Genomic DNA, 26962 nt, shown 5'->3' on the forward strand with positions numbered 1-26962 from the left:
TTTAAATCCTGCGCTTGCTGGCGCTCATTTCGATCACTGCATCGAGGATGATGGCGGCGGCGAAGGCCAGCGCCACCGTCGGCACGGCACCGAGCAGCACCAGGTCCATCGCCGTCTGGCCGACTCCCTGGAATACGAATACGCCAAAGCCGCCGCCGCCGATCAGCGCGGCAATGGTGGCGAGGCCGATATTCTGCACCAGCACGATGCGAATGCCGGTGAGGATCACCGGGAAAGCCAGCGGAAACTCGACGCCGAACAGCCGCTGGCGGTCGGTCATGCCCATGCCGCGCGCTGCGTCGTTGGCGGCACGCGGCACACCGGCAAGGCCGACCACGGTGTTGGCCACCACCGGCAGCAGTGAATAGAGGAACAGGGCGACGAAAGCCGGCGCCGTGCCGATGCCGCGAATGCCGAGCGCGGCAGCACCCGGCACATGCGAAGCGACCCAGCCGAGCGGTGCTATCAAGAGGCCGAACAGCGCGATCGAAGGAATGGTCTGAATGATGTTCAGCACGTTGAGCACGCCGGCCCGCAATTTCTCGACGCGGTGGCAGAGGATGCCGAGCGGCAGGCCGATAATCACTGCTGCCGCCAGCGAACCCAGCGCCAGCGTCACGTGCTTGGAGCCTTCCGCCCAAAAACTATCGGCGCGATTGAAATATTCCTTGAGGATCGACAGGCTGTTCCAGCTCCCCGAGACCAGCAGCAGGCCGATCGCCGCTGCGGCGACAACAAGCACGCCGACCCGTGCCTGCGGCGACAGGTTCAGCCTTGTAAGCACGTCGGCGAGCAGAAGCGTGAAGGCGAAGATAAACAGCCAGAAGCCCGAAGCCGGCGAGATACGGGCGAAGGTGTTGCCGGCGGGCGTCAGGAAGCTGCCGGCAACGCCGATCAGCAGCGCCAGCGCCGCAAGTGCAACCACACTGGCGGCGAGGCGCAGAGCAAGCGGCGTTTTCAGCAATGCAATGAGCGCCGCTGCGACAACAATCGCCATCAATAGCGGACCGACCGCCGCAGGCAAAGATTCGAGGATCGAGCGCGCCTCGCCGGGTACGATGCGATTGGCGCGGAACGTGGCGAATGGTGCCGCAAAAGCCGCATAGGCCGATATCGCCGCGATAACCACGCCGAGCTTGTCAAACCGGATGCGCACGCCCTCCCCCATCGGCCGATCCGCGCACCTCGAAAGCGGCGCGCCGGAATCGCCTTACTTGAGGAAGCCGTTCTTTTTCAAAAAGTCTTCGGCGACGCCCTTGACCGGTTCGCCGCCAACCTGGACGCGGCCATTCAACTCCTGCAGCGTGACGAGATCGAGCTTGGCGAAGACCGGCTTCAGCAGCGTCTCGATTTCCGGGTGCTCCTTCAGCACCGCCTCACGGATGATCGGCGCCGGCTGGTAGACCGGCTGCACACCCTTGTCGTCCTCAAGCACGACGAGGCCGGAGGGCGCGATGCCGCCGTCGGTGCCGTAGACCATGGCCGCGTTGGCGCCGTTGGTCTGGTTGGCCGCAGCGGCAATGGTCGCCGCCGTATCGCCGCCCGACAGCGTGATCAACTGGTCCGGCTTCAGCGTAAAGCCATAGGTCTTCTGGAAAGCGGGCAGCGCGGCCGCCGAATTGACGAACTCGGCGGACGCCGCCAGCACCACCTTGCCGCCGCCCGAGACATATTTGCCGAAGTCGGAAAGGGTGACGAGCTTGTTGGTATCGGCGACCTCCTTACCCAGGGCGATCGCCCAGGTGTTGTTAGCCGGTGACGGGGACAGCCAGACGATCTTGTTGGCGTCGTAATCGAGCTTCTTGGCAGTCTCGTAGGCCTTAGCGGCATCCTTCCACACCGGATCGTCGGCCTTCTCGAAGAAGAATGCGGCGTTGCCGGTGTATTCCGGATAGATGTCGATCTCGCCGGCCGTAATTGCCTTGCGTACCACAGGCGTGCCGCCGAGTTGGATGCGGTCGGTGGTCTGGATATTATTGGCGTTCAGCACCAGCTGGATGATGTTGCCGAGCACGCCGCCCTCGGTGTCGATCTTCGACGACACCACCACCTGGGCACTCGCCGAGGCCACCGTGATGCCGAGCGCCAGCACGGTGCCGGCCAGAACCTTGATTGAAAACATCTCACAAATCCCTTGCTGTGAACCGGAATATGGCTGCCGCATATGAGCATGGCTTCGATGCCCCGTCGGGGTACACGGTTTCATAAGAAGGGTGATGGACGCAATAATTTTGTTCGGATTTGGGTGAATCCGCTGTTGTCTCGTCCGACAGCGTGGCGTCAGCTGGCCGCACGCAAGCCCGTCATCTTCAACACGCCCAGTGCCACGAAGCACAGCGCGACGACCGGAAAAATCATCCAGTTCAGCATCTCCCAGCCCCAGGCATTGTAGACCGCGCCCGACATCAGCGAGGCGAAGGCGACGGAGCCGAACAGGACGAAATCGTGGAACCCCTGGACCTTGCCTTTTTCGGATGGCTGGTAGCTGTCAGCCACCATGGCGGTGGCGCCGATGAAGCTGAAGTTCCAGCCGAGGCCGAGCAGGATCAGCGTTGTCCAGAACTGCCACACTGCCAACCCCGACAGCGCGACTATACCGCAGCCAATGAGCAGCACCAGGCCGATGGCCACGATCCGCTCCGCGCCAAAACGATAAATCAGCGACCCCGTGAAGAAGCTCGGCGCGAACATCGCCATCACATGCCAGGAAATGCCGAGCGTGGCGTCGTCGGTCGAAAGGCCGCAGCCGACCATGGCCAGCGGCGCGCCGGTCATGACGAAGCTCATCAGCGCGTAGCTGCCGATGGCGCAAAACAGCGCCGCGACGAAGCGCGGCCTGGTGACGATTTCTAAGAGCGGCCGGGCGTCGCTGTCGGCGATTTCCACCTTCTCGGTGGCCTTGGCTGGGATGCGCAATAAAGAGAGGATGGCGGCGCCAACCGCCGCCAGCACCAGGATGGACGCAAACGAGCCGGCAAACTTCACCGGCGAGAACAGGTCGCCGGTGAAAATGACGATCTGCGGCCCAAGTATGGCGGTGACGATGCCGCCGGCCAGCACGAAGGAGATGGCGCGCGCCTTGAATTCAGGCGGAGCATTGTCGGCGGCGGCAAAGCGGAATTGCTGGACAAAGGCACCGCCGATCCCGATCACGGCAAGGCCGAAAGCGAACAGCCAGAAGCTGGCATGAAACAGCGCCAACGTAGCGACCAGCCCGCCAAGCGCTGTGACCGCAGTGCCGGTCATGAAGCCGTCGCGCTGGCCGAGCCGGCGGATGATCGCCGCGGCCGGCAGGGAACCGAGCGCCACGCCGACATTGAAGCCGGTGATCGGCGCGGTTGCCAGCGACTTGTCGGCTTCGAGGAGGTACTGCCCGGCCAGTCCGCCCATGGAAATGGCGATGGGTGCCGCCGAACCGATGATCGCCTGCGAGGCTGCGAGGATGAAAGCGGTGCGACGCGCTTCCTTGCCGGCCTCAACGACGCCGATAGCAGTCATGAGGCGTCCTTGCCGCGGCCCTCGCCACGCACGCGGCGCGACACGCGATCAAGCACCGCATTGACCAGTTTCGGCTCGTCTTCTTCGTAAAATGCCTTGGCGATGTCGACATATTCGGAGACGATGACCGCCACCGGCACGTCCTCGCGTTTCATCAATTCGTAGACGCCGGCACGCAATATGGCGCGCAACGTCGAATCGAGCCTCGACAGCGGCCAGTCCTCGGTCAGCGCCTGGCGGATAATCGGATCGATGGTCTTCTGGTGCTCGACAACGCCGGCAAGAATGGCGCGAAACCATTGCGCATCGGCCTCGCGATAGAGCGCGCCGTCGACTTCCTTGCCGAGCCTGAACGCCTCGTATTCGGCGGTGATCTCAAACACGCCGCTGCCGGCGACATCCATCTGGTAGAGCGCCTGCACAGCCGCCAGGCGGGCAGCACCGCGCTTGTTGGCATGGCGAACCGCAGGCTGGCCGGGCGAAGCGGGTTCGCTCACGTTCGCTCTCCCAGTTGTTCCTTTAGGGCGATCATGGTCAGCGCCGCACGCGCCGCAAAGCCGCCCTTGTCGCCTTCGGAGCGCCTGGCCCGTGTCCAGGCCTGTTCGTCGTTTTCGGTGGTCAGGATGCCATTGCCGATGCAGACTGAATCCTGCACGGACAGGTCCATCAGGGCACGGCTGGATTCATTGGCGACGATATCGAAATGATAGGTGTCGCCGCGGACCACCGTGCCGAGGGCGACGAAACCGTCATAGCTCGTCCCGCCTTCGGAAGCACCGTCGAGCGCGAAGGAAATCACCGCCGGGATTTCGAGCGAGCCCGGAACGGTGACGACATCGTATGTCGCGCCCGCTTCGTCGAGCGCGCTGGTCGCGCCTTCGAGCAACGCGTCCGCAAGGTCGTCGTGAAAGCGCGCCTCGATGACAAGAAGGTGGGCCTTCTTCTTCGGACGGATGAACGCTTTGCCGTGTTGGGATGTGCCAGCCATAGATGTCTCCGGGGATCGCCGGTGACTTAGGCCGAAGCCGGTTTGATCGCAAGCGGAAGATTGCTGAAGGAACGTTCAAGGCCAACCCGGTGGCGGCCGCATCAGGGAATGGACTTTATGGGCGATCGCCTCAAAGTCCCTCTTTGGCCGCCTCCACCAGTCGCGCCGCGTAGCGGGCCATGGTGTCGATCTCGAGGTTGACGCGGTCGCCGACCTGGCGTTCGCCCCAGGTGGTGACCGTCAGCGAGTGGTGGATCAATAGCACGTCGAAGCGGGTGCCTTCGACCTTGTTGACGGTGAGCGAAGTGCCGTCGAGCGCGACGGAACCCTTGGGGGCGATGAATTTGGCAAGCTCGCGCGGTGCTTCCAGAGTAAAGCGAACGGCGTCACCCTCTTCCTTGCGGGCCACGATCTCGGCCATTCCGTCGACATGGCCTGACACGATATGGCCGCCAAGCTCGTCGCCGATCTTCAGCGCCCGCTCCAGGTTGATGCGCGTGCCGGATTTCCAGCCCATCGCGGTCGTCAGCCTGAGTGCTTCTTCCCAGGCCTCGACTTCGAACCAGCTTGCGTTCGCGCCGTCTTCCGGCAATCCCGTTACCGTCAGGCAGACGCCGCCGCACGAAATTGAAGCGCCAATGGCAATGGTCTGCGGATCGTAGGCGGTGTCGATGCGCAAACCGACGCCTTCCCTGAGCGGCTTCACGGCGGCGACGGTGCCGACATCGGTGACGATTCCAGTGAACATTACTTTGGCCCAGTGAACATCAGTTCGGTCCTAAATGTCTCTTGTCCATTCGGCGTATGTGTCTTCGCCGAAACGCATGTCGCGCAATTTGCGAAATCCCGGCGGGATATGGTTGGCATCTATCGGCGATGCAATGCCGTCCCCGCCGATCGCATCCGGCCCCTGAAACAGCACGATGCGATCGACGAGTTGTTCGTCGAGGAACGCCTTGGCCACCTTGGCGCCGCCCTCGACCAGCACGCTCGCCATGCCCAGCGCCGCCAGATCCTCGAGCAGTTCCGGCAGCGCAATATCGCCTTCATACGTCTCAGTGCCGATGAAGCGCACTCCGGTGCGTTCGAGCGCGGCCCGCCGACGTGGATCGGCCTCGGCACACGCGGCGACATAGAGCGGGACCCGGTCGACGCCGGAAACCAGCTTCGAGGTCTCCGGCAGCCTGATCTGGCGGTCGAGCACGATGCGCGCCGGCGAACGGTTCTCAAGTCCCGGCAGCCGCACCGTCAGCGCCGGATCGTCCTCCAGCGCGGTGCCGATGCCGATCAATATGCCGTCCGCTTCGGCGCGCATCAGATAGACTTCGCGCCGCGCGATATCGCCGGTAATGGAGACCTGCCCCTCGCCTTTCACGCCGATCTTATTGTCGCTCGAAAGCGCAAGCTTCAGAATCACTTCCGGGCGTTTTTTCAGAGATCGAATCAAATAGCCGGCCATCTGCTCCGCGGCCTTGGCCGCCAGCACTTTTCCCATCACCTCGACGCCCGCGGCACGCAAGATGGCGTAGCCCTTGCCGGAAACACGCGGGTCCGGATCGCTGGCAGCGCCAACCACCCGCGCCACGCCGGCGCTGACCAGCGCATTGGCGCAAGGCGGCGTGCGGCCGTGATGGGCGCAAGGCTCCAGCGTTACATAGGCGGTGGCGCCTTGCGCCAGCTCACCGGCCTCGGCCAGCGCCTCGGTTTCGGCATGCGGCCGGCCGCCGACGGCCGTGACGCCGCTGCCGACGATCATTGGCCCGTCGCCGTCATCGCGTACGATGAGCGTGCCGACGGAAGGATTGGTCGACGTCCGGCCGGCATTTTTGCGCGACAGCCTGAGGGCTGCCGCCATATAGCGGCGATCGAGGACCTCTTGCTTCGCCGTGCTGCGCTCGGACCCTGCCATGCTCAGCCGGCGTCCTCTTCGCTCTTCAGCTCTCCGCCCCTGGGCTCGTCACTTTTGAGCTCGTCGCCTTTGAGCTCGCCCAACACGTCGTGGAAATCCTTGGCCTCGCGGAAATTGCGGTAGACGGAGGCAAAGCGCACATAGGCGACATCGTCGAGCGACTTAAGCGCCTCCATGACCAGCCGGCCGACTTCGCCGGAGGCGACCTCGGTCTCGCCCGAGCTTTCCAGCTGGCGCACTATGCCGGTCACCGCGCGGTCGATGCGCTCCGGGTCGACGTTACGCTTGCGTACCGCAATCTCGACCGAGCGCAGCAGCTTGTCGCGGTCGAACGGCACCTTGCGTCCCGACTTCTTCACCACGACGAGATCGCGCAATTGGACGCGCTCGAAAGTGGTGAAGCGGCCGCCGCAATCCGGGCAGACGCGCCGCCTGCGGATCGCCGCGCCGTCTTCGGCGGGGCGCGAATCCTTCACCTGCGTATCTTCGGACTGGCAGTAGGGACAGCGCATGGAGAGCCTTCGGTTCGCGATTCTCGTGGAGCGAAAGGCTTAGAGGTTTTTGCCACGATGGCAAAGTATGGCCGATGACCGATCGCGTCTCAGAGATAGCGAGGCACGAGGAAAATTGCGAGAGCGGCAATCAGTTGGACGGCAATCCGCCAATCAGGGAGCGACGTCGCCGGTCGGGAAGCCGCAGGACGTGCCGAGATAGCGATAGGCCTTGGTGAAGCCGTCCATCGATATGGTCGCGACCGGCTTGTCGGCGAAGCTGACATCGAGGGCGCTGGTACGGCGCATGGCACGCAGTATGGCGAGGGTTGTCTCGGGCTTGTTGTTCACTATCCACTGGCCGTCGGCGATAAGATGAAAACCAGCCTTGATCTTGTCGTTGACGTCGCGGAACACCGCCGGGATGTTGTCGCCCTTAGGCAAGTCACCGTTTCTCACGGCGATGATGAGGCTCGGATAGCCCTCGGGCGGCAGTACGTCGCCATTCGAGATGGCTAGCGTAAGAGTGCCGCTGGTGCCGTTTGCGTCGAAAAAGACCGTCGAGGCGGCGCAGGTCTTGCGCACATCCTCACCGGTGTTGACCTCGTCCACCGTGGTGGACCACCTGCCGAAGGTCTCTGTCTTGGGTGCTGCCGGGGTCGGCTCGGTCTGTGCCAAGGCGAGGCCGGACAGCTGCAAGATAGCCGATGCCAGCAAGGCACCAAAGCCGGCGAAACGGAAAGTTGGCATCATTGAGCTTCTCCGCAGGTGCCTTGCTGTCGCACCGGGATTGTCCCGCACATGGAGGTCACTAGCGTCGGTCAACCAAGATACGGATAAAGCGGAAAACGATCCGTCAATGCCGCCACCTTGGCCTTCACGGCTGCCTCGACGGCCGCATTGCCCTCATCGGAATTGGCGACCTTCAGTCCATCCAGCACTTCGGTGATCAGCTTGCCGATCTCACGGAACTCGGCCTGGCCGAAGCCGCGTGTGGTGCCGGCCGGCGTGCCGAGCCGAACGCCCGAGGTGACGAAAGGCTTTTCCGGATCGAAGGGGATGCCGTTCTTGTTGCAGGTGATGTTGGCGCGGCCAAGGGCAGCTTCGGCGCGCTTGCCGGTGGCGTTCTTGGGACGCAGATCGACCAGCATCAGATGATTGTCGGTGCCGCCGGAGACAATGTCGAGACCGGTTTCCTGCAGGCTGGAGGCCAGCGCCTTGGCATTGGCAACGACGCTCTCCGCGTAGATCTTGAAGCTCGGCTTCAGCGCTTCGCCCAGAGCCACCGCCTTGGCGGCGATGACATGCATCAGCGGTCCGCCCTGCAGGCCGGGGAAGACGGCCGAGTTCATCTTCTTGGCAATGTCCTCGTCATTGCAAAGGATCATGCCGCCGCGCGGGCCGCGCAGCGATTTGTGCGTCGTGGTGGTGACCACGTGGGCGTGCGGCAGCGGCGACGGATGCATGCCGCCGGCGACCAGGCCGGCGATGTGGGCCATGTCGACCATCAGATAGGCACCGATTGAGTCGGCGATCTCGCGAAAACGCTCCCAGTCCCAGACGCGTGAATAGGCGGTGCCGCCGGCCAGGATCAATTTCGGCTTGGTCTCATGGGCGGTCTTCTCGATCGCATCCATGTCGAGCAGATGATCTTCCCTGCGCACGCCATAGGAGACAACCTTGAACCATTTGCCGCTCATATTGACAGGCGAGCCATGCGTCAGGTGGCCGCCGGAATTGAGGTCGAGGCCCATGAAGGTGTCGCCGGGCTGCAGCAACGCCAGGAACACCGCCTGGTTCATCTGGCTGCCGGAATTCGGCTGGACGTTGGCGAAGTTGCAGCCGAACAGCTTTTTCGCGCGTTCGATGGCCAGTTCCTCGGCGACATCGACGAATTGGCAGCCGCCATAGTAGCGCTTGCCCGGATAGCCCTCGGCATATTTGTTGGTCATGATCGACCCTTGCGCCTCGAGCACGGCGCGCGAGACGATGTTTTCCGAGGCAATCAGCTCGATCTCATGGCGCTGGCGGCCGAGTTCGTTGCGGATGGCCCCGAAAATCTCGGGGTCGGCATCGGCAAGCGTGGTTTCGAAAAAGGATTCGAATTTGTTCGACACTGCCGCTGCTGTTGCCATGGGCTGAAATCCTCAAGGTTCGGGGTCTGTCGCGCCATTAACACAGTTGCTTTCGGCCCGCCACGTTTGCTGCGCGAAATTTGCTGGCCGGATTGCGCCAGAGAGACTGGCGGCCTCTATTTCCTTGCCTGCCGACCCTTCAGCAGGGCCTCGGTGAGCGTGATCTCGGTGAACAGCGCCGCGTGGTTTGCATATGGTCCGTGGCGAACCGATTTTCGGAATCATGCGCAAAGCTCAGAGCGCGACGGCGACAACAAAAAAGGCCGCCCCTTCCGGCGGCCTTTTGCAAATGAACTCAGCTGCTTAGAGCGCGGATGTGATCTGCAGCTCGTTGGCCCCGTCGAGGCCGTAAATGTCGTCGCGGAACTGCACCACGCCCGGCCCCGTCGACCAGGCCGAGATGTAGAGGAAATAGACCGCCACCGGATTGGTGACCTGCACCGGGACGTTCTCGCCGCTCTTGATCGCCGCCTCGAAGTGCTGGCGATTCCAGCCCGGCGTATCGCGCAGAATCCAGGTGACGAGGTCGCGCACGTTCTGGACGCGCACGCAGCCCGAGGAATCGAAGCGCATCATCTTGCCAAACAGGCTCTGCTGCGGCGTGTCGTGCATGTAGACGCCGTCCGGGCTGGGGAAATTGATCTTGACCGAGGCCATGGCGTTGCCAGCGCCCGGATCCTGGCGGAAGCGGTACTTCTCGGCGTCGTCGGTCGACCAGTCGACGGTCAGCGGATCAACCTCGCTGCCATCCGGCGCGAACAGACGGATGTGGCTGTCCTTGAGATAGTTGGGGTCCTTCCGCATCAGCGGAATGATGTCCTTGCGCACGATCGAGACCGGCGCGTTCCAGTAGGGATTGACGATGATCTCGTTGATCTTGGAATTGACGATCGGCGTCTGCCGGTCGATTTTGCCGACGATTGCGGTATGGCGCAGCACGACGCGATCGTTCTCAACGGCTTCGATCTGGGCGCCCGGGATGTCGACCAGCACGTAACGGTTGCCCAGCGTGCCGGCGCGCTCGCGCAGCCGCTGCAGATTGGTCTGCAACTGGCCGAGCCGAATTGGCGCCGAAACATTCATCGCGGCATAAGAATATTGGCCCAGCGTCCCGTCGGCAGGCAGGCCATGGCGCGCCTGGAAGCGCTTGACCGCGGAGTCGACGTAGGAATCGAAGGCTGTCGAAATGCCGGCGCTCTGCGCCAGATCGCCCGCAATCATCAGACGCTTGCGCAGCGGGACCACGTCGGGATCGTCGACGCCGAGCTGCAATTTCTTGGTGTCGGGAACCGGCTCCCAGCCGCCCTGGGCGACAATGTTCTGGTATTGCGCGACCGCCTGCTCGGTAAACGAAACGGTCTGCAGGCTGAAGATCGGCAGCGTCGAGGCCACCTTGCCGCCCTGGCTGGGGCGGGCGTCGAACTGGTCGTCCCAATTGCCGCGGGCCGAGGATTTCAGGATATCTCCGATCACATCCTGCGCACTGGCACGGCCGGCGACCATAGCGGCTGCGAGCGCGGAGGCTCCTGAAAGGAAGAAACGGCGGCTGGTTCTCATGGACGGTCCAGACATTCTTGCTACAACTCAACCTACCGGGCGGTCTCGCCCGCACTCTAGAGTTGGCTTCTTAACAATTAGCCAACCATGGCCCGCATCACTTCGGTGTAAAAACACATGGGAAGTGATTTGAGCACAGGACAAATGCACGGCTTTGGCCCCAGCATCACCCGCATCTTCGGTTCCACTGGAATATGGCGGCAACGTGGCTGTTGCTCGAATTTGGATCGGCCGGCCTGACGAAACGGAAAGACCGGTGCTTTTCGGCACCGGCCTTTGGTCCGCTCCGCGGCAGCGCTCCCGTGGTCCAGCTTCGGATTTTTATGCGGCGGGTGCGACTACATCCGGTAAGCGATGGTATCGTTCCAGAACCGGTCCAGCCGCTGGAGGGCGCGATTCATCTGCTTGAACTCTTCGGTGTTGATGCCGCCGACCTGCTCGATCGAGCCGACATGGCGCTCATATAGGCCGGCGACGACCTCCGCCACCTCATTGCCCTTCGGCGTCAGCGAAACCCGCACCGAACGGCGGTCGATGCGCGAGCGCTGGTGGTTGATGAAGCCGAGATCGACCAGCTTCTTCAGATTGTAGGAGACATTCGAGCCGAGATAATAGCCGCGCGAGCGCAGCTCGCCGGCCGTCAACTCCGAATTGCCGATGTTGAACAGGAGCAGCGCCTGGATGGCGTTGATATCGGAGCGGCCGTTGCGGTCGAATTCGTCCTTGATCACGTCAAGCAGACGGCGGTGTAGCCGCTCGACCAGCTGCAGCGATTCCATGTACAGCGAACGGATCGCCTCGCGGCGGTCATCGGATACGTTGGCGGTCTTCGCCGCCGGACGCGAATTGATCATTGTCTTTGCCTCTCGTTTGTCGCCCGGTGATTTTTTGTTCTTCACCTTGATCGCGACACTATCGAATACTCATAAAATTCGACTTAAACGCCAAGGCTAACAAGAGCTTACCGGTAAGGGGTTTCGAAAGAGGCTTAACGGACGGTCACCCGAGCAAGGATAATTAACCTAAAGATTTAGCCACCGGTCCTGGCCGGAATTGCTATCGCCGGGCCTGCCGCTTCTGGATCCAGATCACCACGCGGAACACGATGTAGAGCAGCGCCACCGCAAGGTGCGAGGCGACGATCAGCAGCCGGTGGCCGAACAGCTCTGGGAAGCCGGCATACATGACCGTCTCGGTCACCGCGCAGATGAACCAGATCACCGGCCCCCAGGACGCCAGCATCCACAGGCCGGCGGCGGCGAATGGAAAAAACACCGCCAGCACCACCGCCGCCACCTGCCAGTGCACCGGCATCAGGTCGAAGCGCCATAAGGGGCCGGGGTAAAAGCCGATCAGCCGAATCCAGTACAAGATGCCGAACAGCAGGCAGTAGCCGGCGATGACGCGCTGGAACCAGGCGAAGATGACCTCGACCGTCGAGGGCTGCAGCACCACGCGTCTCGAGGCGGCCTCGCTCACAACTTCAGTTCCCGTTCGCCGAGCGGTGCGAAATAGGCATCGACGTCGACGGCGCTGACCTTATCGATGCCTGTCGGCCGCCATTGCGGCGTCGAGCCCTTGTCGATGATGGCAGCACGGATGCCTTCATAGAAGTCGTGCCCGGCAAGCATGCGGTTGAGGATACGGAACTCCATTTTCATGCACTCGTCCATCGACAACGTCTGCCCGGCTCTGATCTGGCGCCAGGCGACATGCAGGCTGGTCGGCGACCGGGTGCGGATGGTGGCCAGCGTCTTTGCCGCGAACTCGTCGGCAGTGGCTGCCCGCTCCAGGCTGGCGACGATATCGGCCAGCGACGGCTGCGCGAAATGCCTGGCGATGACTTCGAGCGTCGGCCTGTCGGTCTCGCGTTTGGCCGGGACGAAGCAGCCGCGCAGCACCGATTCCGGGTCGCCGCTTGCCGCCAGCCGGTCGAGAAAGCCAGCTTGATCCTCCGCCCTGATCGTATGCGTGGCCAGGCCCGACCACAAAGCATCGCCATGGCGGATGCGGTTGCCGGTCAGCGCCAGATACATGCCGAAGCTGCCGCCGAGATCCGGCAACAGATGGCTGGCGCCGACATCCGGGAAAAAGCCAATGCCGACCTCGGGCATGGCGAACTGGGCGTTCTCGGTCAGCACCCGCTGCGAGCCATGGAAGGAGATGCCGACGCCGCCGCCCATGACGATGCCGTCGATCAGCGCGACATAGGGTTTTTTGAAACGGGCGATACGGGCGTTCAGCCGGTATTCGTCGGCGAAGAAATCGACCGGAGGCTTTCCTGCCCGGCCGGCCTCGTAGATATGAAGGATGTCGCCGCCTGCCGAAAACGCCCTGCCCTCGGCCTTGACGACAACGACGTCAACGCCGTCGTCACGCTCCCAGCTGCGCAGCGCCTTGTCCAGCGCTTTGACCATGCGGTGGGTCACGGCATTGAGCGCCTGCGGCCGCGTCAGCGTGACGACGCCGGCCCTGCCCAATCTTTCGAAGCGAATCTCGTCGCCTCCGCCAAAATCCATCGCCAGAGAATCCCTCCCCGCGCCCGCCGGGAGGGAAGTGCTAAAGCGTGGCGCATGGCCGCGTCAATGGCGGGCACGCCAGCGCAGCCTCTGGCCCGGACCGGAAGCCGGTGCTAACAATCGACGGCTACAGGCAGTAATGACGAAAAAGTCATGGCAGGCGCGTTGCAACGCGGCACCGACGGGGACGTCGTCTATGATTCGATTTTCGCGCCTTGCACTGGTGGCAATCGGGTTAGTCTGCACCTGCCTGGCTGGCCATCCAGCCTTGGCGACAAGCCTCGCAGAACTCTACCAGTCGCAAACCATCGTCAATGGCCAGGGAGAAGAACATCGTCAGGCCGGCTTCAAGGTCTGCCTCGACAAAGTGCTGGTGCGGGTATCCGGCGACCAGCGCCTGCCGGCGAAACCTCAGATGACAGCACTGCGCGACAAGGCCGGCAGCTTCGTCAGCAGCTTCCGCTATCGCGATCGCATGGAAGGTATCCCCAATCATGATGATCAAGGCACGTACGACCGGCCGCACGATCTCACTTGCCAGTACACGCCGCCGGTGATCGATAAAGTGCTTGCTGAGCTCGGCAGCAAGCCGTGGCTCGGCGAGCGGCCGATCATCTCGGTACTGCTGGCTGTGCAAGATGCACGCCAGCATTTTGTCTTGGCGAGCGACGGAGACGAAAGCCCCTATATGGCAGAGTCCTTTCAATCGGCAGCCGGACCGTTGGCGATGAAGATCGTCATTCCAAGCAAGGCCGCTCTCGTAAAAGCCGGGGCGATTTTCGAACAGGTGCGTGCGCTCTCACCCGAATTGCTGGCGAGAACTGTCGGCAACCAAGAGCTCTTGGCCGGCAGCCTGGTCTGGAGCGACAAGGAGTTGGGCTGGATCGCCGATTGGCGGCTTGCCATGGCCGGCAAGACCTACAAGTGGCAAGTGCGCGGCGTCAACTTCGACGAGGCATTCCGCGTCGCCATGCGGGGTGCTGCGCAGATCCTGTCAGGCAATGGCCAACCAGAATAGCGCCCGACAGGACCGCTGGCACAATCGTGTCGCATTGGTCAGCAGCGGAGGCTCGTGGTAAAAGTCGCCCGATCCGGAGTTTTGGCGATGAACAAATTCACCCCTGCAAAGCCTGCCGGCGCGCGCAGCGTCGACGAGATCACCGGCAGCCGGCGGCTGCGGCGCATGCGCAAGGCCGATTGGTCGCGCCGCCTTGTCCAGGAGAACCGGCTCTCGGTCGACGATCTGATCTGGCCGATCTTTGTCGTCGACGGCAGACAAGTGCGCGAACCGATCGCCGCCATGCCCGGCGTCTTCCGCCTGTCGCTCGACCTCGCCGTCAAGGAGGCTGAGCGCGCGGCTAAGCTTGGCATTCCGGCGATCGCCACTTTCCCCAATGTCGAGCTCGGCCTGCGCGATCAGACCGGTTCGCACATCCTCGATCCGGAAAACATCATCAACCGCGCCACCCGCGCCATCAAGCGCGCGGTGCCGGAGATCGGCATCATCACCGACGCGGCGCTGGACCCGTTCACCTCGCATGGCCATGACGGCATCTTGCGCGACGGCATTATCGTCAATGATGAAACGGTGGAGCAGGTGACGGCAGCAGCCGTCATCCAGGCGGCGGCAGGGGCCGACATCATCGCCCCCTCGGACATGATGGACGGCCGGATCGGTGCCATCCGCGATGCGCTGGACGCCAATGGGTTTCAGGATGTAGCGATCATGTCCTATGCGACCAAGTTCGCATCCGCCTTTTACGGCCCCTACCGCGAGGCGGTCGGCACCGCCGGCCTGCTCAAGGGCGACAAGAAGACCTATTACATCGATCACGCCAATTCCGACGAAGCGGTGCGCGAGGCCGAGCAGGATCTCGCCGAGGGCGCCGACATGCTGATGGTCAAGCCCGGCCTGCCCTATCTCGACATCATCCGCCGGCTGAAGGACGAGTTGCAGATGCCGACCTTCGCCTATCAAGTGTCGGGCGAATATTCGATGATCAAGGCCGCCGCCGCCAATGGCTGGATCGACGGGGAAAAGGCGATGCTTGAATCGCTGCTGGCCTTCAAGCGCGCCGGCTGCGACGGCATCCTGACCTATTTCGCGCCGGAAGTGGCTGAGATGCTGAAGGGGTGATGCGCCTCCGTAGCGCCCACATCGAGTAACGTTCCTTCGTCCAAAGCGCGACATGGCCACCGCAGGCAATCGCTTCAGGTTTGCGCTGCCCCTCATTGCCCTGCCGGGCATTTCTCCCCGTATAGTGACGGGGAGAAAGACGCGTTCGCAAAAGATTTCGCCAATCTCCAGCGTTGCAAAAACATCGCCGAGGTTGCGGCCAGCCCCTTCGCCCCGTCACTATACGGGGAGAAGGTGCCGGCAGGCGGATGAGGGGCGGCGCCAACATTGAGATTGGTCATTCCAACATGATTTGGAAGCGATTGGCCCCGGCGATTCAAAAAACCGCTTGCAAAATGCAATCAGTTAAGCTACCCGATAACTGCTTGCATCTCACAATTGGTTATCAAGGAGGCTCTCATGTCCAAACTTCGCGTCAGCGCTTTCACCTTGTCGATCGACGGCTTCGGCGCCGGTCCCGACCAAGACCTGAAGAACCCGCTGGGTGTTGGCGGGGAAGCCCTGCACGAATGGATGTTCGGCACCCGCACCTTCCGCAAGATGGTTCTCGGCAAGGATGGCGGGACCACGGACACTGACGAGGCGTTCGCCGCGCGCAGCTTCGAGAATGTCGGCGCCTGGATCCTCGGCCGCAACATGTTCGGGCCGATCCGCGGCGAGTGGCCTGACGAGAGCTGGAAAGGCTGGTGGGGAGACAATCCGCCATACCACGTGCCGGTCTTCGTGCTGACGCACCATCAGCGGGATCCCATTGTCATGGAGGGCGGCACGACCTTCTATTTCGTGACCGACGGCATCCACTCAGCGCTGGAGAAGGCGAAAGCAGCGGCTGACGGCAAGGATGTACGGCTGGGCGGTGGCGTTTCTACGATCCGGCAGTATCTCAAAGAAAAGCTCATCGACGAGATGCATCTGGCGATCTCACCTGTCCTGCTCGGCGCAGGCGAGAGCCTTTTTGCCGGCATCGACATGCCCAAGCTCGGCTACCGCTGCAGCGAGCAGGTCGCGACGCCGAAGGCCACGCATGTCATCATCGAGCGCGCCTAGCTTGTTGCAGGGCGCTGCCCACGGAGGCAGCGCCCCTCCTCGCTGCTTTAGTCAGTATTTCTCCGGCACATACAGTTCGCGCGGCAGCACCTGACGTTCGTATTCGGGATTGAAGACGCGCTCCGGTAGTGTGATCTCCTCGTGCGGCACCTCCTCATAGGGCATTTGCTTGAGGAGATGGTCGATGCAATTCAGCCGCGCCCGCTTCTTGTCGTTGCCCTCGACGATGAACCAGGGAGCTTCCGGGATGTTGGTGCGGGCGAAGGTTTCTTCCTTGGCCTTGGTGTACTGCTCCCAGCGCACGCGCGACTGGAGGTCCATCGGCGACAATTTCCATTGCTTCATCGGGTCGTGGATGCGCATCAAAAAGCGCATCTGCTGCTCCTCATCGGTGATCGAAAACCAGTATTTGACAAGCGTAATGCCTGAGCGGAGGAGCATGCGTTCGAAATCCGGCACGTCGCGAAAGAACTCCTCGACCTGATCCGGCTGGGCAAAGCCCATCACCCGCTCGACGCCGGAGCGGTTGTACCAGGAGCGGTCGAACAGCACGATCTCACCGCCGGCCGGCAGATGCGGAACGTAGCGCTGGAAATACCATTGCGACTTCTCCCGCTCGGTCGGCGCCGGTAGTGCTACGACGCGGCAGATGCGCGGATTGAGCCGCTGGGTGATGCGCTTTATGACGCCACCCTTGCCCGCCGAGTCGCGGCCCTCGAATACCACGACGAGCTTCTTCTTGTGATAGGCGACCCAGGACTGCAGCTTGATCAATTCGGATTGCAGCGTGATTAGATCCCGAAAATATTGCAGGCGGTCGATCGATGGCGGATGCGCATTCTTATAGATCTTGGCGATCTCCATCGACAGCGCCGGCTCAGAGATTTCCAGCTCATAATCTTCGTCGAGCGTGTCGGCGAGTTCCGCTTCCAGCCAGTCCCTGGCCGGGGAATTCTGTTTTATCTCGGTCATTTGCGCTGCTCCGCTTACAGGCCGTGTCGGCCGCTGTCAGGCGCTCTGCCGCCCGGCCCGGCGGCCGGAAATCGAAGCGCTGAACCGATGTTAGTATAGGCCAGCAATGACGGTTTTATTGCAGCCGCTGTTGCGCTGGCTGCGCGTCCAATCCGTAAGATGTGATCGATGTTGCCCTGCAACACGGGCGACAAGCGGAACGAATTATCCTACAAATGCCCGGTTCATTCAGGGCTGTCGTTTGAAACGCCCTTTCCCGATAAAATCATGAGGATACGACATGGAATACCGCACTCTCGGCCGTTCCGGGCTGAAGGTTTCGACGCTGACCATGGGCACCATGACGTTCGGCGGCGGCGGCGCGTTTTCGGCGGTCGGCAAGACCGATCTCGACGAGGCGCGCCGGATGATCGACCTTTGCATCGATGCCGGCATCAACGTCATCGACACCGCCAACGTTTATTCGAACGGGGTGTCAGAGGAGATCATCGGCGAGGCGCTCGGCGGCAAGCGCAAGGGCGACGTGTTGATCGCCTCCAAGGCGCGCATGCGGATCGGCAAAGGCCCCAATGATGAAGGCCTGTCGCGCTATCATCTGATCCGCGAATGCGAGAGGAGCCTGAAGCGCCTCAGGACCGATGTCATCGACATCTATTTCCTGCACGAGTGGGATGGCCTGACACCGCTCGAGGAAACCATCGCCGCGCTCGACACGCTGGTCGCGCAGGGCAAGGTCCGCTATGTCGGCTGTTCCAATTATTCCGGCTGGCAGGTGATGAAGGGGCTCGGTATCAGTGACCGTCATCACCAGCCGCGCTTCGTCACCCAGCAGATCCACTACACTCTGGAAGCCCGCGAGGCCGAGTATGAATTGTTGCCGATCTCGGTCGACCAGGGGCTCGGCGTGCTGGTCTGGAGCCCGCTCGCCGGCGGATTGCTGTCCGGCAAATATCACCGTGACCAGCCGACCGCCCGCCAGCTCAGCGGCTGGTCGGAACCGCCGATCCGCGACGAGGACCGGCTGTGGCGGATCGTCGACGTGCTGATCGATATCGGCAAGAACCACGGCGTGTCGGCAGCGCAGGTGGCGCTTGCCTGGTTGCTTGGCCGGCCCGCCGTCAGTTCGCTGGTGATCGGCGGACGAACCGAAGCGCATTTCAAGGACAATATCGCTGCTGCAAGCCTGGTGCTCGGCGATGAGGAGCGCACACGCCTCGACGTGGTCAGCAGGCCGCCCGTGCTCTATCCCTACTGGCACCAGCAATTCACGGCAAAGGACCGGTTCGGGCCCGCCGATCTCGTCCTCGACCGGGACGGCGCCTGAAAAAACGCCCTGAAGCGGGGCTCCCCGGACTGCGACGAGATATGGAGCCGATCGTGCCTTGCGGTGTTGTGTTTGTGGCCCAATGCTCCTAGGCAAAGGCCAAGCACAATGAAAGGAAACGATATGGCACGAGCACCGAACTACGGTCAGGAACGCAAGGAACGCGACCGGCAGAAGGCTGCCAAGAAGGCGGAAAAGCAGGCTGCCAAGGTCGCGGCCAAGGAGCGCTCGAAGCCCGAGGGCGAAAGCGAGTCCCAAACCAACACCGAAACGGCCGAGTGATGATATCAGGCCTGTCAGGCGGCCCGGGTCTCGATCAAGTCCCCGCTATGCCTCAGGCCGGCGCCTTGTCGCTGACGAAGACGTTCACTTCGCGGGCGGCGGCAATGAAGGCCCGTCTTGCGTTCATGGCCGGCTTGTCGCCGGCCAGCGCATCATGACAGGCTTGCAGCGCTTCGCGGTGCTTGGGGCTGCGCTTGCCGGGCCAATTGTTGAGGAGGTAGTCGGAAGCCTCGCGGGCCGTACGCAAGAGCTGATTGCTTCCCGCCGCGCCCTTGACGGTCACGGGTGTGTCAAATCGGTTGTTTTCCATCGCCGCTCTTACGCCATCGGCATTTGCGAAGCGAGACCGAAAGTAGCTTTCTTCGCTCATCTGCCTTTTTCGTGATCAATGGCCGCCGATCCTCACTCAAGCGACGACGGCAAATCCCCTGGCGCGCAGGCCGCGCCGGTCGTTGCGCAACGACGTCACCAGCCGGTCGCGGCTACCGTCGATATGAGATGAAAGCAGGCAGGCGGCCCCATCGGCATCGCCGGCCCGCACCGCCGACAGAATGGCATGGTGTTCGGCCCAGGCACGGCCAAGTGCCGCCTCGTCGCGAACCTCGAGCCATCGGGCGCGCGACAGGCGCGTCATCGCGTCGCGAACCGCTCTGAACAGGAACCCGTTGCCTGACAGGCGTGCCAGCTCGATATGAAAATCCATGCCGACGCGATGCCATTCCTCGCGCGGCGTCTGGTCGTCGCAGGAATCGAGCATCGCCTCGATGATTTCGACGGCACCCCTGTCCTGCAAGGCACAAGTCAGCCTGACTGCCGCGACCTCGACCGCCTCGCGATAGACGGCGATCTGCTCCAGCTCGGCAAGATTGATGGGCGAGACCGTCCAGCCGCGGCCGTCGCGGCAGATCAGGCCTTCGGTCTCGAGCCGCAGTAACGCCGCCCTGACCGGCGTGCGCGAGGCGCCGAAGCGGCTTTCGACCCAGCGCTCCGTCAGCCGCTCGCCGGGACCGATCTCGAGCCCGAGGATCATCTCGCGAACCTGCTTTTCGACGTTCTGCATCTGCGACATTGGCGTTCCGTTTGTTGGAGCCGGTTCATTGGCCCTCTGCTCACCGGCCATTACTGGCGATCACTTTGCAGGGACCGCATTGACAGCGACCAGCCTTGCGTCCAGGACGGATACCAGTTTGGTATCCCAAAATGGTATCCACAGCAAGGTCCCATACGAGCTGGCCGGACAGGACAGGACATGCCGCAAGACGCCACCCTCGCCGTGCAAGGCACGCACAACGTCCACTGGCGTCGCAATCTCGCCGTGTGTTTTGCCGGCTCGTTCAGCACGCTCGCGGCGATGACGCTGCTGTTGCCCTTCCTGCCGCTCTACGTCGAGCAGCTGGGCGCCGAGGGCCATGCGGCGATCGTGCAGTGGTCGGGCATCGCCTACGGCGCCACCTTCCTTGCTGCCGCGCTGGTCGCACCCCTGTGGGGGCGGTTAGGCGACCGCTACGGCCGCAAACTGATGCTGGTGCGCGCCAGTTTCGGCATGGCGCTGTGCATGTCGCTGACCGGCATGGTGCAGACTGTCTGGCAATTGGTGTTCTTGCGCCTGCTGATCGGCTTTGCCGGCGGCTATTCTTCGGGCTCGACCATCCTGGTTGCCATGCAGACGCCGAAGGATCGCTCCGGCTGGGCGCTGGGCGTGCTGTCGGCCGGAATCACGGCCGGTGCCCTGGTCGGTCCGCTGCTCGGCGGCGCGCTGCCGCCGCTGATTGGCATCCGCGCCACATTCCTGCTCGCCGGCGGCGTCATTTTCCTGGCCTTTCTGGCAACCACCTTGCTGATCAAGGAGGCCCCTCGCCCGGTTGCCGCCAAGGCCGCGTCAGAAGAAAAGGCGAAAGGCGGCTGGTCGCAAATTCCCGACAAGCGCCCCGTCGTCGCCATGCTGGCGACCGGCATGCTGTTGAGTTTCGCCACCATGTCGATCGAGCCGATCATCACCGTCTATGTCCAGCAGCTCATCCAAGATCAGAGCCAGGTCACGCTGGTCTCCGGCATCGTCATGTCGGCGGCAGCGCTCGGCGCCATCCTGTCGGCGTCGCGGCTCGGCAAGCTCGCCGACCGTATCGGCCACCACTGGAACGTCATCGTTGCCGCGCTCGCAGTCTCGGCGCTGCTCCTGATCCCGCAGGCCTTCGTCACGCAAGGCTGGCAGCTCGTCGGCCTGCGTTTCCTGATGGGCGTGGCGCTTGGCGGTCTTTTGCCCTGCATCACCAGCGTCATCCGCCACAATGTGCCCGACGGCGTCGGCGGTAATGTGCTGGGCTTGTCGATCTCGGCGCAATATGTCGGTCAGGTCGCCGGACCGCTGCTCGGCGGCTTCGTTGGTGGCCATTTCGGCATGCGCGCGGTGTTTCTCGGCACATCCGTGCTGATGGCAGGCGGAGCAGCCTATAACTGGCTGGTCCAGTCGCGCCGCGAACGCGACATGCTGGCGGAAGCCGGCAAATCCTGACACGGTTCGCAGCGCTATCTCAGGCGGTCGCCAGCAATTACGGAGGCGTGGAAATGAGCACGGATGAACACGCGGCAGGCGGCCGCATTCTGATATTTGCCGGCGGCCTATGCGGCGCAACCGGCGTGGTGCTTTCGGCGGCGTCGGCACATCTCGGCGGCGCTTTCGTCGGCACGGCCGCGTCCTTCCTGCTCATGCATGCGCCGGTCTTCCTTGTCGTCGGGCTGCTCGGAGGAAATATCATCCTGCGAAGCGGAAGCCTCATCCTCCTCGTCGGGCTTCTGCTGTTCTCGGGAGATCTCCTCGCTCGCGACTTCCTTGGCTCGCGGCTGTTCCCGATGTCGGCGCCGATCGGCGGCACCTTGCTGATCGGCGGCTGGCTGGTGATGGCCGCCTCGGCGCTGGTGCGTCCGCGCCGCCATTGATGCGGCAACCAATGGCGGCCGCCCTCGATCCACGAGCTCTGTCTTGCCAGCTCAGTCTCGCGGACGTTCGAGCCGGACTTGCCCGTCGCGCCTGGTCGTCTTGACCACACGCCGTCGCTCCGGCCGTTCGGTTGCCGGCGAGATGCCCCAATAATTGCGATAGATGTCTTCGAACAGATGCTTGACCGGGTGCATGGCTTAATCTCCTCTAGCTTATTTGAATCGATCCAATCAGCAGGCGAAAAAATGCGCTGCCAATCAGCTCCACTCGCGTCGCTTCAGGAAACGCAGGTCGCGAATCCACGGACCGGTCCTGTCGCGCCGCTTCCGGGCCTCCGCGCTCGCGCGGATGCTCCAGTCGTTCCGGTAAATGTCCTCGAACAGATAATTGACGGGGTGCATGGCACTCTCCTCTTGTATCGATCCAATCGGTAGAACGAAAAACGCTCTTGGATCGATTCAAAGAATACGCGCCGCACCATAAATGTCAAGCAAAAATTTGAATCGATCCAAGGAAGGTGTTAGGTAATCGGCGATACTGTTGGACCGGAATCCCGGAGACAAACACATGGCATCACTCACCGAAGGCAGCAGGAGGCCCATCCGGCTGGCCGACATCGCCAAAGCCGCGGGCGTATCACACGGCACTGCCTCCAATGTCTTCAGCCGTCCCGAAATCGTGCGCGAGGAAGTCCGCGAGCGGGTCAAGGCGGCGGCCGAGGCGCTGGGCTATGCCGGCCCCGATCCCAAGGGCCGCCTGCTGCGTGCCGGCAAGGTCAATGCGATCGGCGTCGCCACCACCGAGCCGCTGTCCTATTTCTTTGACGACCCCTTTGCCCGCGTGATGATGGCCGGCATTTCGGAGGCCTGCGACGCCACCGGCGCGGGAATTGCTCTGGTGTCGGCTGGCAACGAGGAAAAACTTGCCTGGAACATCCAGAGCGCCTTGGTCGACGGCTTCATCCTGTTCTGCATCGAGGGCGGTCCGCGTCTCGTCGAGCTGACGCGCGAACGAAAGCTGCCCTTCGTTGCGCTCGAGTTCAGCTCGCAGGACGACACGGTCTCGGCGATCAGTATCGACAATGTTGCCGGCGGCCGGCTCGCGGCGCACCATCTGGCGGTACTTGGACATCGCCGCTTCGCCGTGTTGTCGCTGGCCTTCGCCGACGACAGCACCGGTCTTGTCTCGCCCGAGCAGGTCCGGACAGCGTCGTATACCGGAACCCGTGACCGCCTCCTCGGCTATTTCGAAGAGCTTTCCCAATTTGGTGTCGACACCGCCAAGGTGCCGGTCTACGAGACCGAAAACGACAAGGCGAGCACAAGGGCTGGTCTCGAAACCATCTTCGCCTCGGCGGAACCGCCGACCGCCATCCTGGCGATGTCGGACCGGATCGCAATGGTGGCATTGGAATGGCTCAGCGCACGGGGTATCACGGTTCCCCGCGATGTTTCCGTCGTCGGCTTCGACGGCGTGCCTGAAGCCGCAATTTGCGAGCCTCCGCTCACCACCATCGCCCAGCCGATCGCCGAGATCGGCCGCCGGGCAGCGCGAAGAATCCTCGACTTCGACGGCACGGTGCGGCGAGAAACGCTCGACGTCGAACTTGTCGTCAGGGCATCGTCCGGACCGCCGCCGAGCATAGCTTGAGGCCGGCAGATCGAGCGTCCAGGTTTATCGGTTCGCTTGCGCGGCCATCGGCCCAATTTCAAAGGACGAGCGGGCCGCCTCGTTGCGGACCGGCTTGCCCTTTCCGGACCAGCCGATGGCAGACAGCCACTCCAGATAGAAGGCGAGCGCGAACTGCATGGCGATGCCGGCGGCGAGCAGCAGACTGTCATAGGCAATGCCGCCCGGGTTGATCAGCTTCATCACTTGCGCCGCCATGGCAATCACCGTTCCGGCAATGAAAACCGGCAACGAGCGTTTGCCCAATATGGCGAGCGGATTGTCACGACCGGTGCGGAACAGGTTCGAGACGGAAGGCAAGGCGACGACCAGGTAGCTCATCGCCAGGATGTGCAGCAGTCGCGGCAACGACAGGAATGTCTTGTCGAAACCGGTCAGCACCACCGGCAGGTCGAGCCATGACACATGCCCCCACAGCGGGCTGTGCACCCAGACGAGCGCCGTGAGCACATAGGCGGCGGCGGCGCCGACCAGCCAGCGATTGACCGGGATGGTGCCGCCGCGCCGCACATGCAACACGCTGGCCATGCCGATATTGAACAGCAATTGCCATGACAGCGGATTGAGGAACCAGAACCCGGGCTCCGGGTAGTTCGGTGGCGCGATCTGGTAGATTCCGGCAAGCAGCCAAAGGGCTGCGGATACGGCAAGCGCCGCCAGTGGCCGATAGCTGATGAACAGCAGGAAGGCCGGCGCCATCAACAGCAGCGCTGCATAGACCGGCAGTATGTTGTTGTAACCGAGCTGATGGCCGAGCGTGACGATGCCGACCAGGACTTGTGGCGGGTTTCTGACGAGCGGCTCGATGTTGATCAGCGTCAGAAGGTCCGGCCGTTTCGCAAACACCGCCGCCGCGCAGAAGATAGCCATGACCACCATCGTCGTGACGATGTGGGTGATATAGAGCACGCCGGCGCGGCGCCACATTTTCAGCGTTGCAATCAGCCGGTTTCCCGGCTGGAATTTGGTGCCGTAGGCGAGAGCGACGGACATGCCGGAGATCAGCACGAAGGCCTCGGCCGCATCCGAAAACCCGAAATTCTTGTAGGTCAGGGTTTCGAAAACGGTGCCCGGCACATGGTCGATGAATATGGTCAGGAGGGCGAGAGCCCGGAACACGTCAATACGCGTATCGCGTTCCGGCGAAACTGGCATGGTCATCGATAAAAGGCCTTAAAGCTGGTTGTTCATGCCGGCATGCGACCACCCGGCGCACACTGCTTCGATCCCTCCCGCGGGGGGATTATATCGGCAAAGAAACGGACTGAAATGCGCCCGGTTCAATCAACTTTCGCGGAGCTTGAAAATATTTCGTTTTGAAGCCGGCAAATTAACGAAAGTAACGCGAAATCAAAAGGATGTGACTATGGCCGAGGAGAGCCTCGAAGACGGTATTTTGCAGGAAAATTCAGGCTTTTTCTACCGGCTCCATCGACCCGCCAATTTACCCGGTGACTGGCTGTTCCTGCAGCATGGATCGGGAGTCGATGAGACGACCTTGCTGCCGCTTGGTCGGCAAATCGCGCCGCATGCGGCGCTGGTTGCGGTCCGTGGCCGCATCCCTCAGGAGGGCGGGTTCCGCTGGTTCACACGAATCACCCCGACGCGTTTCGAACAGACGAGCATCCGTGCGGAGGCGGACGCATTCGCGGGCTTCGTCGACGGCATCGCGAAGCGCCACCGCTTCGATCTCAGCCGCGCGACCTTTGTCGGTTATTCGAACGGCGCGAATCTGGTCTCAAGCGTCATGCTGCTGCATCCGGGCCTGATCGAGCGCGCCGCATTGCTGCGTCCGATGCCGGTGCTTGACGAGGTGCCGCCGGCCGACCTGTCGAAGGCGCGGGCGTTGATCATCGCCGGCGCCGCCGACCTGACCTATGCGCCATTCGCGCCGGTGTTGGCCGCCCTGCTGAGTTCGCATGGCGCCAAGGTCGAGACCCACACCATTGCCTCCGGCCATGAAATCGGCGATCCGGACGCCGAGATCGTCAGGCAATGGCTGGCGGATCCTGCGGTCGCCGTTGCAACGTCAGATCGATGAGCCTCGAAGCTATCCTCGCCCCATGCGGTTCCAGGCGTCCAGCCCGGCGATCTTGTAGGCTTCGGCCAGCGTCGGATAGTTGAAGGTGTTGTTGACGAAGAAGTCGACGGTGCCGCCGAGATTGATGACCGCCTGGCCAATGTGGATGAGTTCGGTCGCGCCCTCGCCGACGATATGGGCGCCGAGCAGACGGCGTGTTTCGATCGAGAACAGAAGCTTCAGGAAGCCGGTATTGACGCCCATGATGTGGCCGCGCGATGTCTCGCGAAACCGCGCCACGCCGACCTCGTAGGCAGCACCACTCTCGCGCACCTGCTCCTCCGACTGGCCGACGGTGGAGATTTCCGGCACGGCGTAGATGCCGTAGGGAAAGGTTTCGGGCGGCGGCGGCAACGGCACGCCAAACGCGTGGCAAGCGGCCACCCTGCCCTGCTCCATCGAGGTCGAGGCCAGGCTCGGAAAACCGATGACGTCGCCGGCGGCATAGATGTTGGACGCGCTGGTCTGGAAGGTCTGCGGATCGACCTTGATGCGGCCTCTGGAATCGGACTCGATGCCGACCGCTTCCAAGCCCAGGCTGCCGACATTGCCGGTACGCCCGGCAGCATAAAGCACCATCTCGGAACGTATGGTGCGGCCGTCTGCCAGCATCACCTCGGCATAATCGGGTTTGGAGGCGATCTCCTTGACGGCGCTGCCTAAGCGGATGGTCATGCCGCGGTCGCGCATCTGATGGATGAAGTCGTCGACGATCTCGCGGTCGACGAAATCCAATATGGTATTGCGCGGCTCGACCAGCGTCACCGGAACGTCGAGCGCCGAAAAGATCGTCGCATATTCGACGCCGATGACGCCGGCGCCGATCACCGTCAGCGTGCGCGGCAGCCGGTCGAGCTCCAGCATCTCGTCACTGTCGAATATCCGTGTCTTGTCGAACGGCACGTCGCGCGGCCGGTGCGGCCGTGTGCCGACCGCGATCAGCGCATGGGCGAAGCCAACCTCGCTGTAGTCGCCGGTGTCGGTGGTCAGGCTGACCTTGTTGGGGCCAAGGAATTTTACCGCGGCGCGAGCGCTCTTGACCGTGTTGCGCATGAACTGGTGCTGCAGCACCTCGACCTCGTGGTCGAGCGTCTTGTGCAGGCGCTCGACCAGATCGCCGACCGAAATGTCCTGCTTGACCCGGTAGCCGCGTCCATAAAAGCCGCGCTCACGCCAGCCCGAGAGGTTGAGCACCGTCTCGCGCAACGTCTTCGACGGTATGGTGCCAGTGTGTACCGACACGCCGCCAAGACGACGACCTCTGTCGACCACCAGCACCGACTTGCCGAGCTTGGCCGACTGCACCGCGGCGCGGCGCCCGGATGGGCCGCTGCCGATGACCAGCATGTCGTAGTCCATGTCGCCCCGTTCCCTCGGCTCGGCACCTTTTGTTGCG

30 protein-coding genes are annotated in these 26962 nt (G+C 62.7%); 9 read left to right on the forward strand and 21 right to left on the reverse strand.

The genetic code is table 11. From position 1 onward, the window contains the following. Position 1: 1 nt before the first annotated feature. From NKH91_RS18830 to NKH91_RS18895, 14 genes are all read right to left on the reverse strand, one after another. Complete coding sequence (locus NKH91_RS18830) at positions 2-1168, reverse strand: ABC transporter permease (protein WP_352845112.1); 1167 nt, start codon at positions 1166-1168, stop codon at positions 2-4. A gap of 42 nt (positions 1169-1210) precedes the next feature. Further along, complete coding sequence (gene osmF, locus NKH91_RS18835; RefSeq protein WP_352845113.1) at positions 1211-2122, reverse strand: glycine betaine ABC transporter substrate-binding protein OsmF; 912 nt, start codon at positions 2120-2122, stop codon at positions 1211-1213. Between the two features lie 158 nt (positions 2123-2280). Next, positions 2281-3498 (reverse strand): MFS transporter, encoded by a 1218-nt coding sequence (locus NKH91_RS18840; RefSeq protein WP_352845114.1) that lies wholly within the window; start codon positions 3496-3498, stop codon positions 2281-2283. Beyond that, positions 3495-3995 carry a transcription antitermination factor NusB gene (gene nusB, locus NKH91_RS18845; protein WP_023717279.1) on the reverse strand — a complete coding sequence of 167 codons (501 nt, stop codon included), beginning with the start codon at positions 3993-3995 and terminating at the stop codon, positions 3495-3497. Before nusB ends, NKH91_RS18840 begins: the two co-directional genes overlap by 4 nt. Continuing rightward, on the reverse strand, positions 3992-4486 hold the full coding sequence (gene ribH / locus NKH91_RS18850; protein WP_023717278.1) for a 6,7-dimethyl-8-ribityllumazine synthase: 495 nt from the start codon (positions 4484-4486) through the stop codon (positions 3992-3994). Before ribH ends, nusB begins: the two co-directional genes overlap by 4 nt. 130 nt (positions 4487-4616) lie before the next feature. Next, on the reverse strand, positions 4617-5234 hold the full coding sequence (locus tag NKH91_RS18855; RefSeq protein WP_352845115.1) for a riboflavin synthase: 618 nt from the start codon (positions 5232-5234) through the stop codon (positions 4617-4619). A 30-nt stretch (positions 5235-5264) separates the two neighbouring features. Then, positions 5265-6395 (reverse strand): bifunctional diaminohydroxyphosphoribosylaminopyrimidine deaminase/5-amino-6-(5-phosphoribosylamino)uracil reductase RibD, encoded by a 1131-nt coding sequence (gene ribD, locus NKH91_RS18860; protein ID WP_352845117.1) that lies wholly within the window; start codon positions 6393-6395, stop codon positions 5265-5267. A gap of 2 nt (positions 6396-6397) precedes the next feature. Next, positions 6398-6907 carry a transcriptional regulator NrdR gene (nrdR, locus tag NKH91_RS18865; RefSeq protein WP_352481231.1) on the reverse strand — a complete coding sequence of 170 codons (510 nt, stop codon included), beginning with the start codon at positions 6905-6907 and terminating at the stop codon, positions 6398-6400. Positions 6908-7060: 153 nt separating this feature from the next. Then, entirely contained in the window at positions 7061-7639 is a 579-nt protein-coding gene (locus NKH91_RS18870; protein ID WP_352481232.1) for an invasion associated locus B family protein, read from the reverse strand. A 68-nt stretch (positions 7640-7707) separates the two neighbouring features. Continuing rightward, the gene (gene glyA / locus NKH91_RS18875; RefSeq protein ID WP_352845118.1) at positions 7708-9021 is read right to left on the reverse strand and encodes a serine hydroxymethyltransferase; all 1314 of its coding nucleotides are present in this window, start codon (positions 9019-9021) and stop codon (positions 7708-7710) included. 303 nt (positions 9022-9324) lie between these two features. Next, positions 9325-10578: a L,D-transpeptidase family protein gene (locus NKH91_RS18880; RefSeq protein WP_023717271.1), complete on the reverse strand. Its 1254-nt coding sequence runs from the start codon at positions 10576-10578 to the stop codon at positions 9325-9327. Positions 10579-10916: 338 nt separating this feature from the next. Continuing rightward, on the reverse strand, positions 10917-11432 hold the full coding sequence (gene ldtR, locus NKH91_RS18885; RefSeq protein WP_023674486.1) for a transcriptional regulator LdtR: 516 nt from the start codon (positions 11430-11432) through the stop codon (positions 10917-10919). Positions 11433-11634: 202 nt separating this feature from the next. After that, entirely contained in the window at positions 11635-12057 is a 423-nt protein-coding gene (locus NKH91_RS18890; RefSeq protein ID WP_023717270.1) for a DUF6163 family protein, read from the reverse strand. Beyond that, positions 12054-13097: an enoyl-CoA hydratase/isomerase family protein gene (locus NKH91_RS18895; RefSeq protein ID WP_352717548.1), complete on the reverse strand. Its 1044-nt coding sequence runs from the start codon at positions 13095-13097 to the stop codon at positions 12054-12056. Before NKH91_RS18895 ends, NKH91_RS18890 begins: the two co-directional genes overlap by 4 nt. Positions 13098-13293: 196 nt before the next feature. Between NKH91_RS18895 and NKH91_RS18900 the strand changes: the two genes are divergently transcribed. The 3 genes from NKH91_RS18900 to NKH91_RS18910 all read left to right on the forward strand — a co-directional run bounded on the left by NKH91_RS18900 (position 13294) and on the right by NKH91_RS18910 (position 16281). Beyond that, positions 13294-14115 carry a DUF2066 domain-containing protein gene (locus tag NKH91_RS18900; RefSeq protein WP_023717268.1) on the forward strand — a complete coding sequence of 274 codons (822 nt, stop codon included), beginning with the start codon at positions 13294-13296 and terminating at the stop codon, positions 14113-14115. 87 nt (positions 14116-14202) lie between these two features. After that, the gene (gene hemB / locus NKH91_RS18905; protein ID WP_023717267.1) at positions 14203-15234 is read left to right on the forward strand and encodes a porphobilinogen synthase; all 1032 of its coding nucleotides are present in this window, start codon (positions 14203-14205) and stop codon (positions 15232-15234) included. A 399-nt stretch (positions 15235-15633) separates the two neighbouring features. Next, positions 15634-16281, forward strand: a complete 648-nt coding sequence (locus NKH91_RS18910) for a dihydrofolate reductase family protein (RefSeq protein WP_023717266.1) — start codon at positions 15634-15636, stop codon at positions 16279-16281. Positions 16282-16332: 51 nt separating this feature from the next. Here the strand turns inward: NKH91_RS18910 and ppk2 are convergent, their stop codons facing one another. Next, positions 16333-17253 (reverse strand): polyphosphate kinase 2, encoded by a 921-nt coding sequence (gene ppk2, locus NKH91_RS18915; protein ID WP_023717265.1) that lies wholly within the window; start codon positions 17251-17253, stop codon positions 16333-16335. Positions 17254-17533: 280 nt separating this feature from the next. Between ppk2 and NKH91_RS18920 the strand changes: the two genes are divergently transcribed. Both NKH91_RS18920 and NKH91_RS18925 read left to right on the forward strand, forming a co-directional pair. Next, entirely contained in the window at positions 17534-18577 is a 1044-nt protein-coding gene (locus NKH91_RS18920; protein WP_023717264.1) for an aldo/keto reductase, read from the forward strand. Positions 18578-18700: 123 nt separating this feature from the next. Beyond that, entirely contained in the window at positions 18701-18859 is a 159-nt protein-coding gene (locus NKH91_RS18925; protein WP_292656176.1) for a hypothetical protein, read from the forward strand. A gap of 52 nt (positions 18860-18911) precedes the next feature. On the opposite strand, the gene NKH91_RS18930 is transcribed toward NKH91_RS18925, so the two are convergent. Then, positions 18912-19169 (reverse strand): DUF982 domain-containing protein, encoded by a 258-nt coding sequence (locus tag NKH91_RS18930; RefSeq protein WP_023674477.1) that lies wholly within the window; start codon positions 19167-19169, stop codon positions 18912-18914. Positions 19170-19265: 96 nt separating this feature from the next. Then, a complete protein-coding gene (locus NKH91_RS18935) occupies positions 19266-19928 on the reverse strand; it encodes a GntR family transcriptional regulator (protein WP_352845122.1) in 663 nt (220 codons plus the stop codon). A gap of 180 nt (positions 19929-20108) precedes the next feature. Here NKH91_RS18935 and NKH91_RS18940 point away from each other — a divergent pair, with 180 nt between their 5' ends. Both NKH91_RS18940 and NKH91_RS18945 read left to right on the forward strand, forming a co-directional pair. Further along, complete coding sequence (locus NKH91_RS18940) at positions 20109-21371, forward strand: multidrug efflux MFS transporter (protein ID WP_352845124.1); 1263 nt, start codon at positions 20109-20111, stop codon at positions 21369-21371. A 53-nt stretch (positions 21372-21424) separates the two neighbouring features. Further along, the gene (locus tag NKH91_RS18945) at positions 21425-21796 is read left to right on the forward strand and encodes a DUF423 domain-containing protein (RefSeq protein ID WP_352845125.1); all 372 of its coding nucleotides are present in this window, start codon (positions 21425-21427) and stop codon (positions 21794-21796) included. Positions 21797-21847: 51 nt separating this feature from the next. Here NKH91_RS18945 and NKH91_RS18950 read toward each other — a convergent pair whose 3' ends face one another. Together NKH91_RS18950 and NKH91_RS18955 are read right to left on the reverse strand one after the other, a co-directional pair. Then, complete coding sequence (locus tag NKH91_RS18950; RefSeq protein ID WP_352845127.1) at positions 21848-21991, reverse strand: hypothetical protein; 144 nt, start codon at positions 21989-21991, stop codon at positions 21848-21850. 63 nt (positions 21992-22054) lie between these two features. Then, on the reverse strand, positions 22055-22198 hold the full coding sequence (locus tag NKH91_RS18955) for a hypothetical protein (protein ID WP_352845129.1): 144 nt from the start codon (positions 22196-22198) through the stop codon (positions 22055-22057). Positions 22199-22364: 166 nt separating this feature from the next. Between NKH91_RS18955 and NKH91_RS18960 the strand changes: the two genes are divergently transcribed. After that, a complete protein-coding gene (locus NKH91_RS18960) occupies positions 22365-23447 on the forward strand; it encodes a LacI family DNA-binding transcriptional regulator (RefSeq protein ID WP_352845131.1) in 1083 nt (360 codons plus the stop codon). Between the two features lie 24 nt (positions 23448-23471). Here NKH91_RS18960 and NKH91_RS18965 read toward each other — a convergent pair whose 3' ends face one another. After that, on the reverse strand, positions 23472-24647 hold the full coding sequence (locus tag NKH91_RS18965) for an OpgC family protein (RefSeq protein ID WP_352845132.1): 1176 nt from the start codon (positions 24645-24647) through the stop codon (positions 23472-23474). Positions 24648-24675: 28 nt separating this feature from the next. Between NKH91_RS18965 and NKH91_RS18970 the strand changes: the two genes are divergently transcribed. Next, the gene (locus NKH91_RS18970; protein ID WP_352717557.1) at positions 24676-25527 is read left to right on the forward strand and encodes an alpha/beta hydrolase; all 852 of its coding nucleotides are present in this window, start codon (positions 24676-24678) and stop codon (positions 25525-25527) included. Positions 25528-25536: 9 nt separating this feature from the next. Here NKH91_RS18970 and sthA read toward each other — a convergent pair whose 3' ends face one another. Next, positions 25537-26925 (reverse strand): Si-specific NAD(P)(+) transhydrogenase, encoded by a 1389-nt coding sequence (gene sthA / locus NKH91_RS18975; protein ID WP_352845133.1) that lies wholly within the window; start codon positions 26923-26925, stop codon positions 25537-25539. Between the last annotated feature and the right edge of the window lie 37 nt (positions 26926-26962).

The sequence above is a fragment of the Mesorhizobium sp. M0894 genome (assembly GCF_040319725.1).
In the GTDB taxonomy this organism is placed as follows: Bacteria; Pseudomonadota; Alphaproteobacteria; order Rhizobiales; family Rhizobiaceae; genus Mesorhizobium.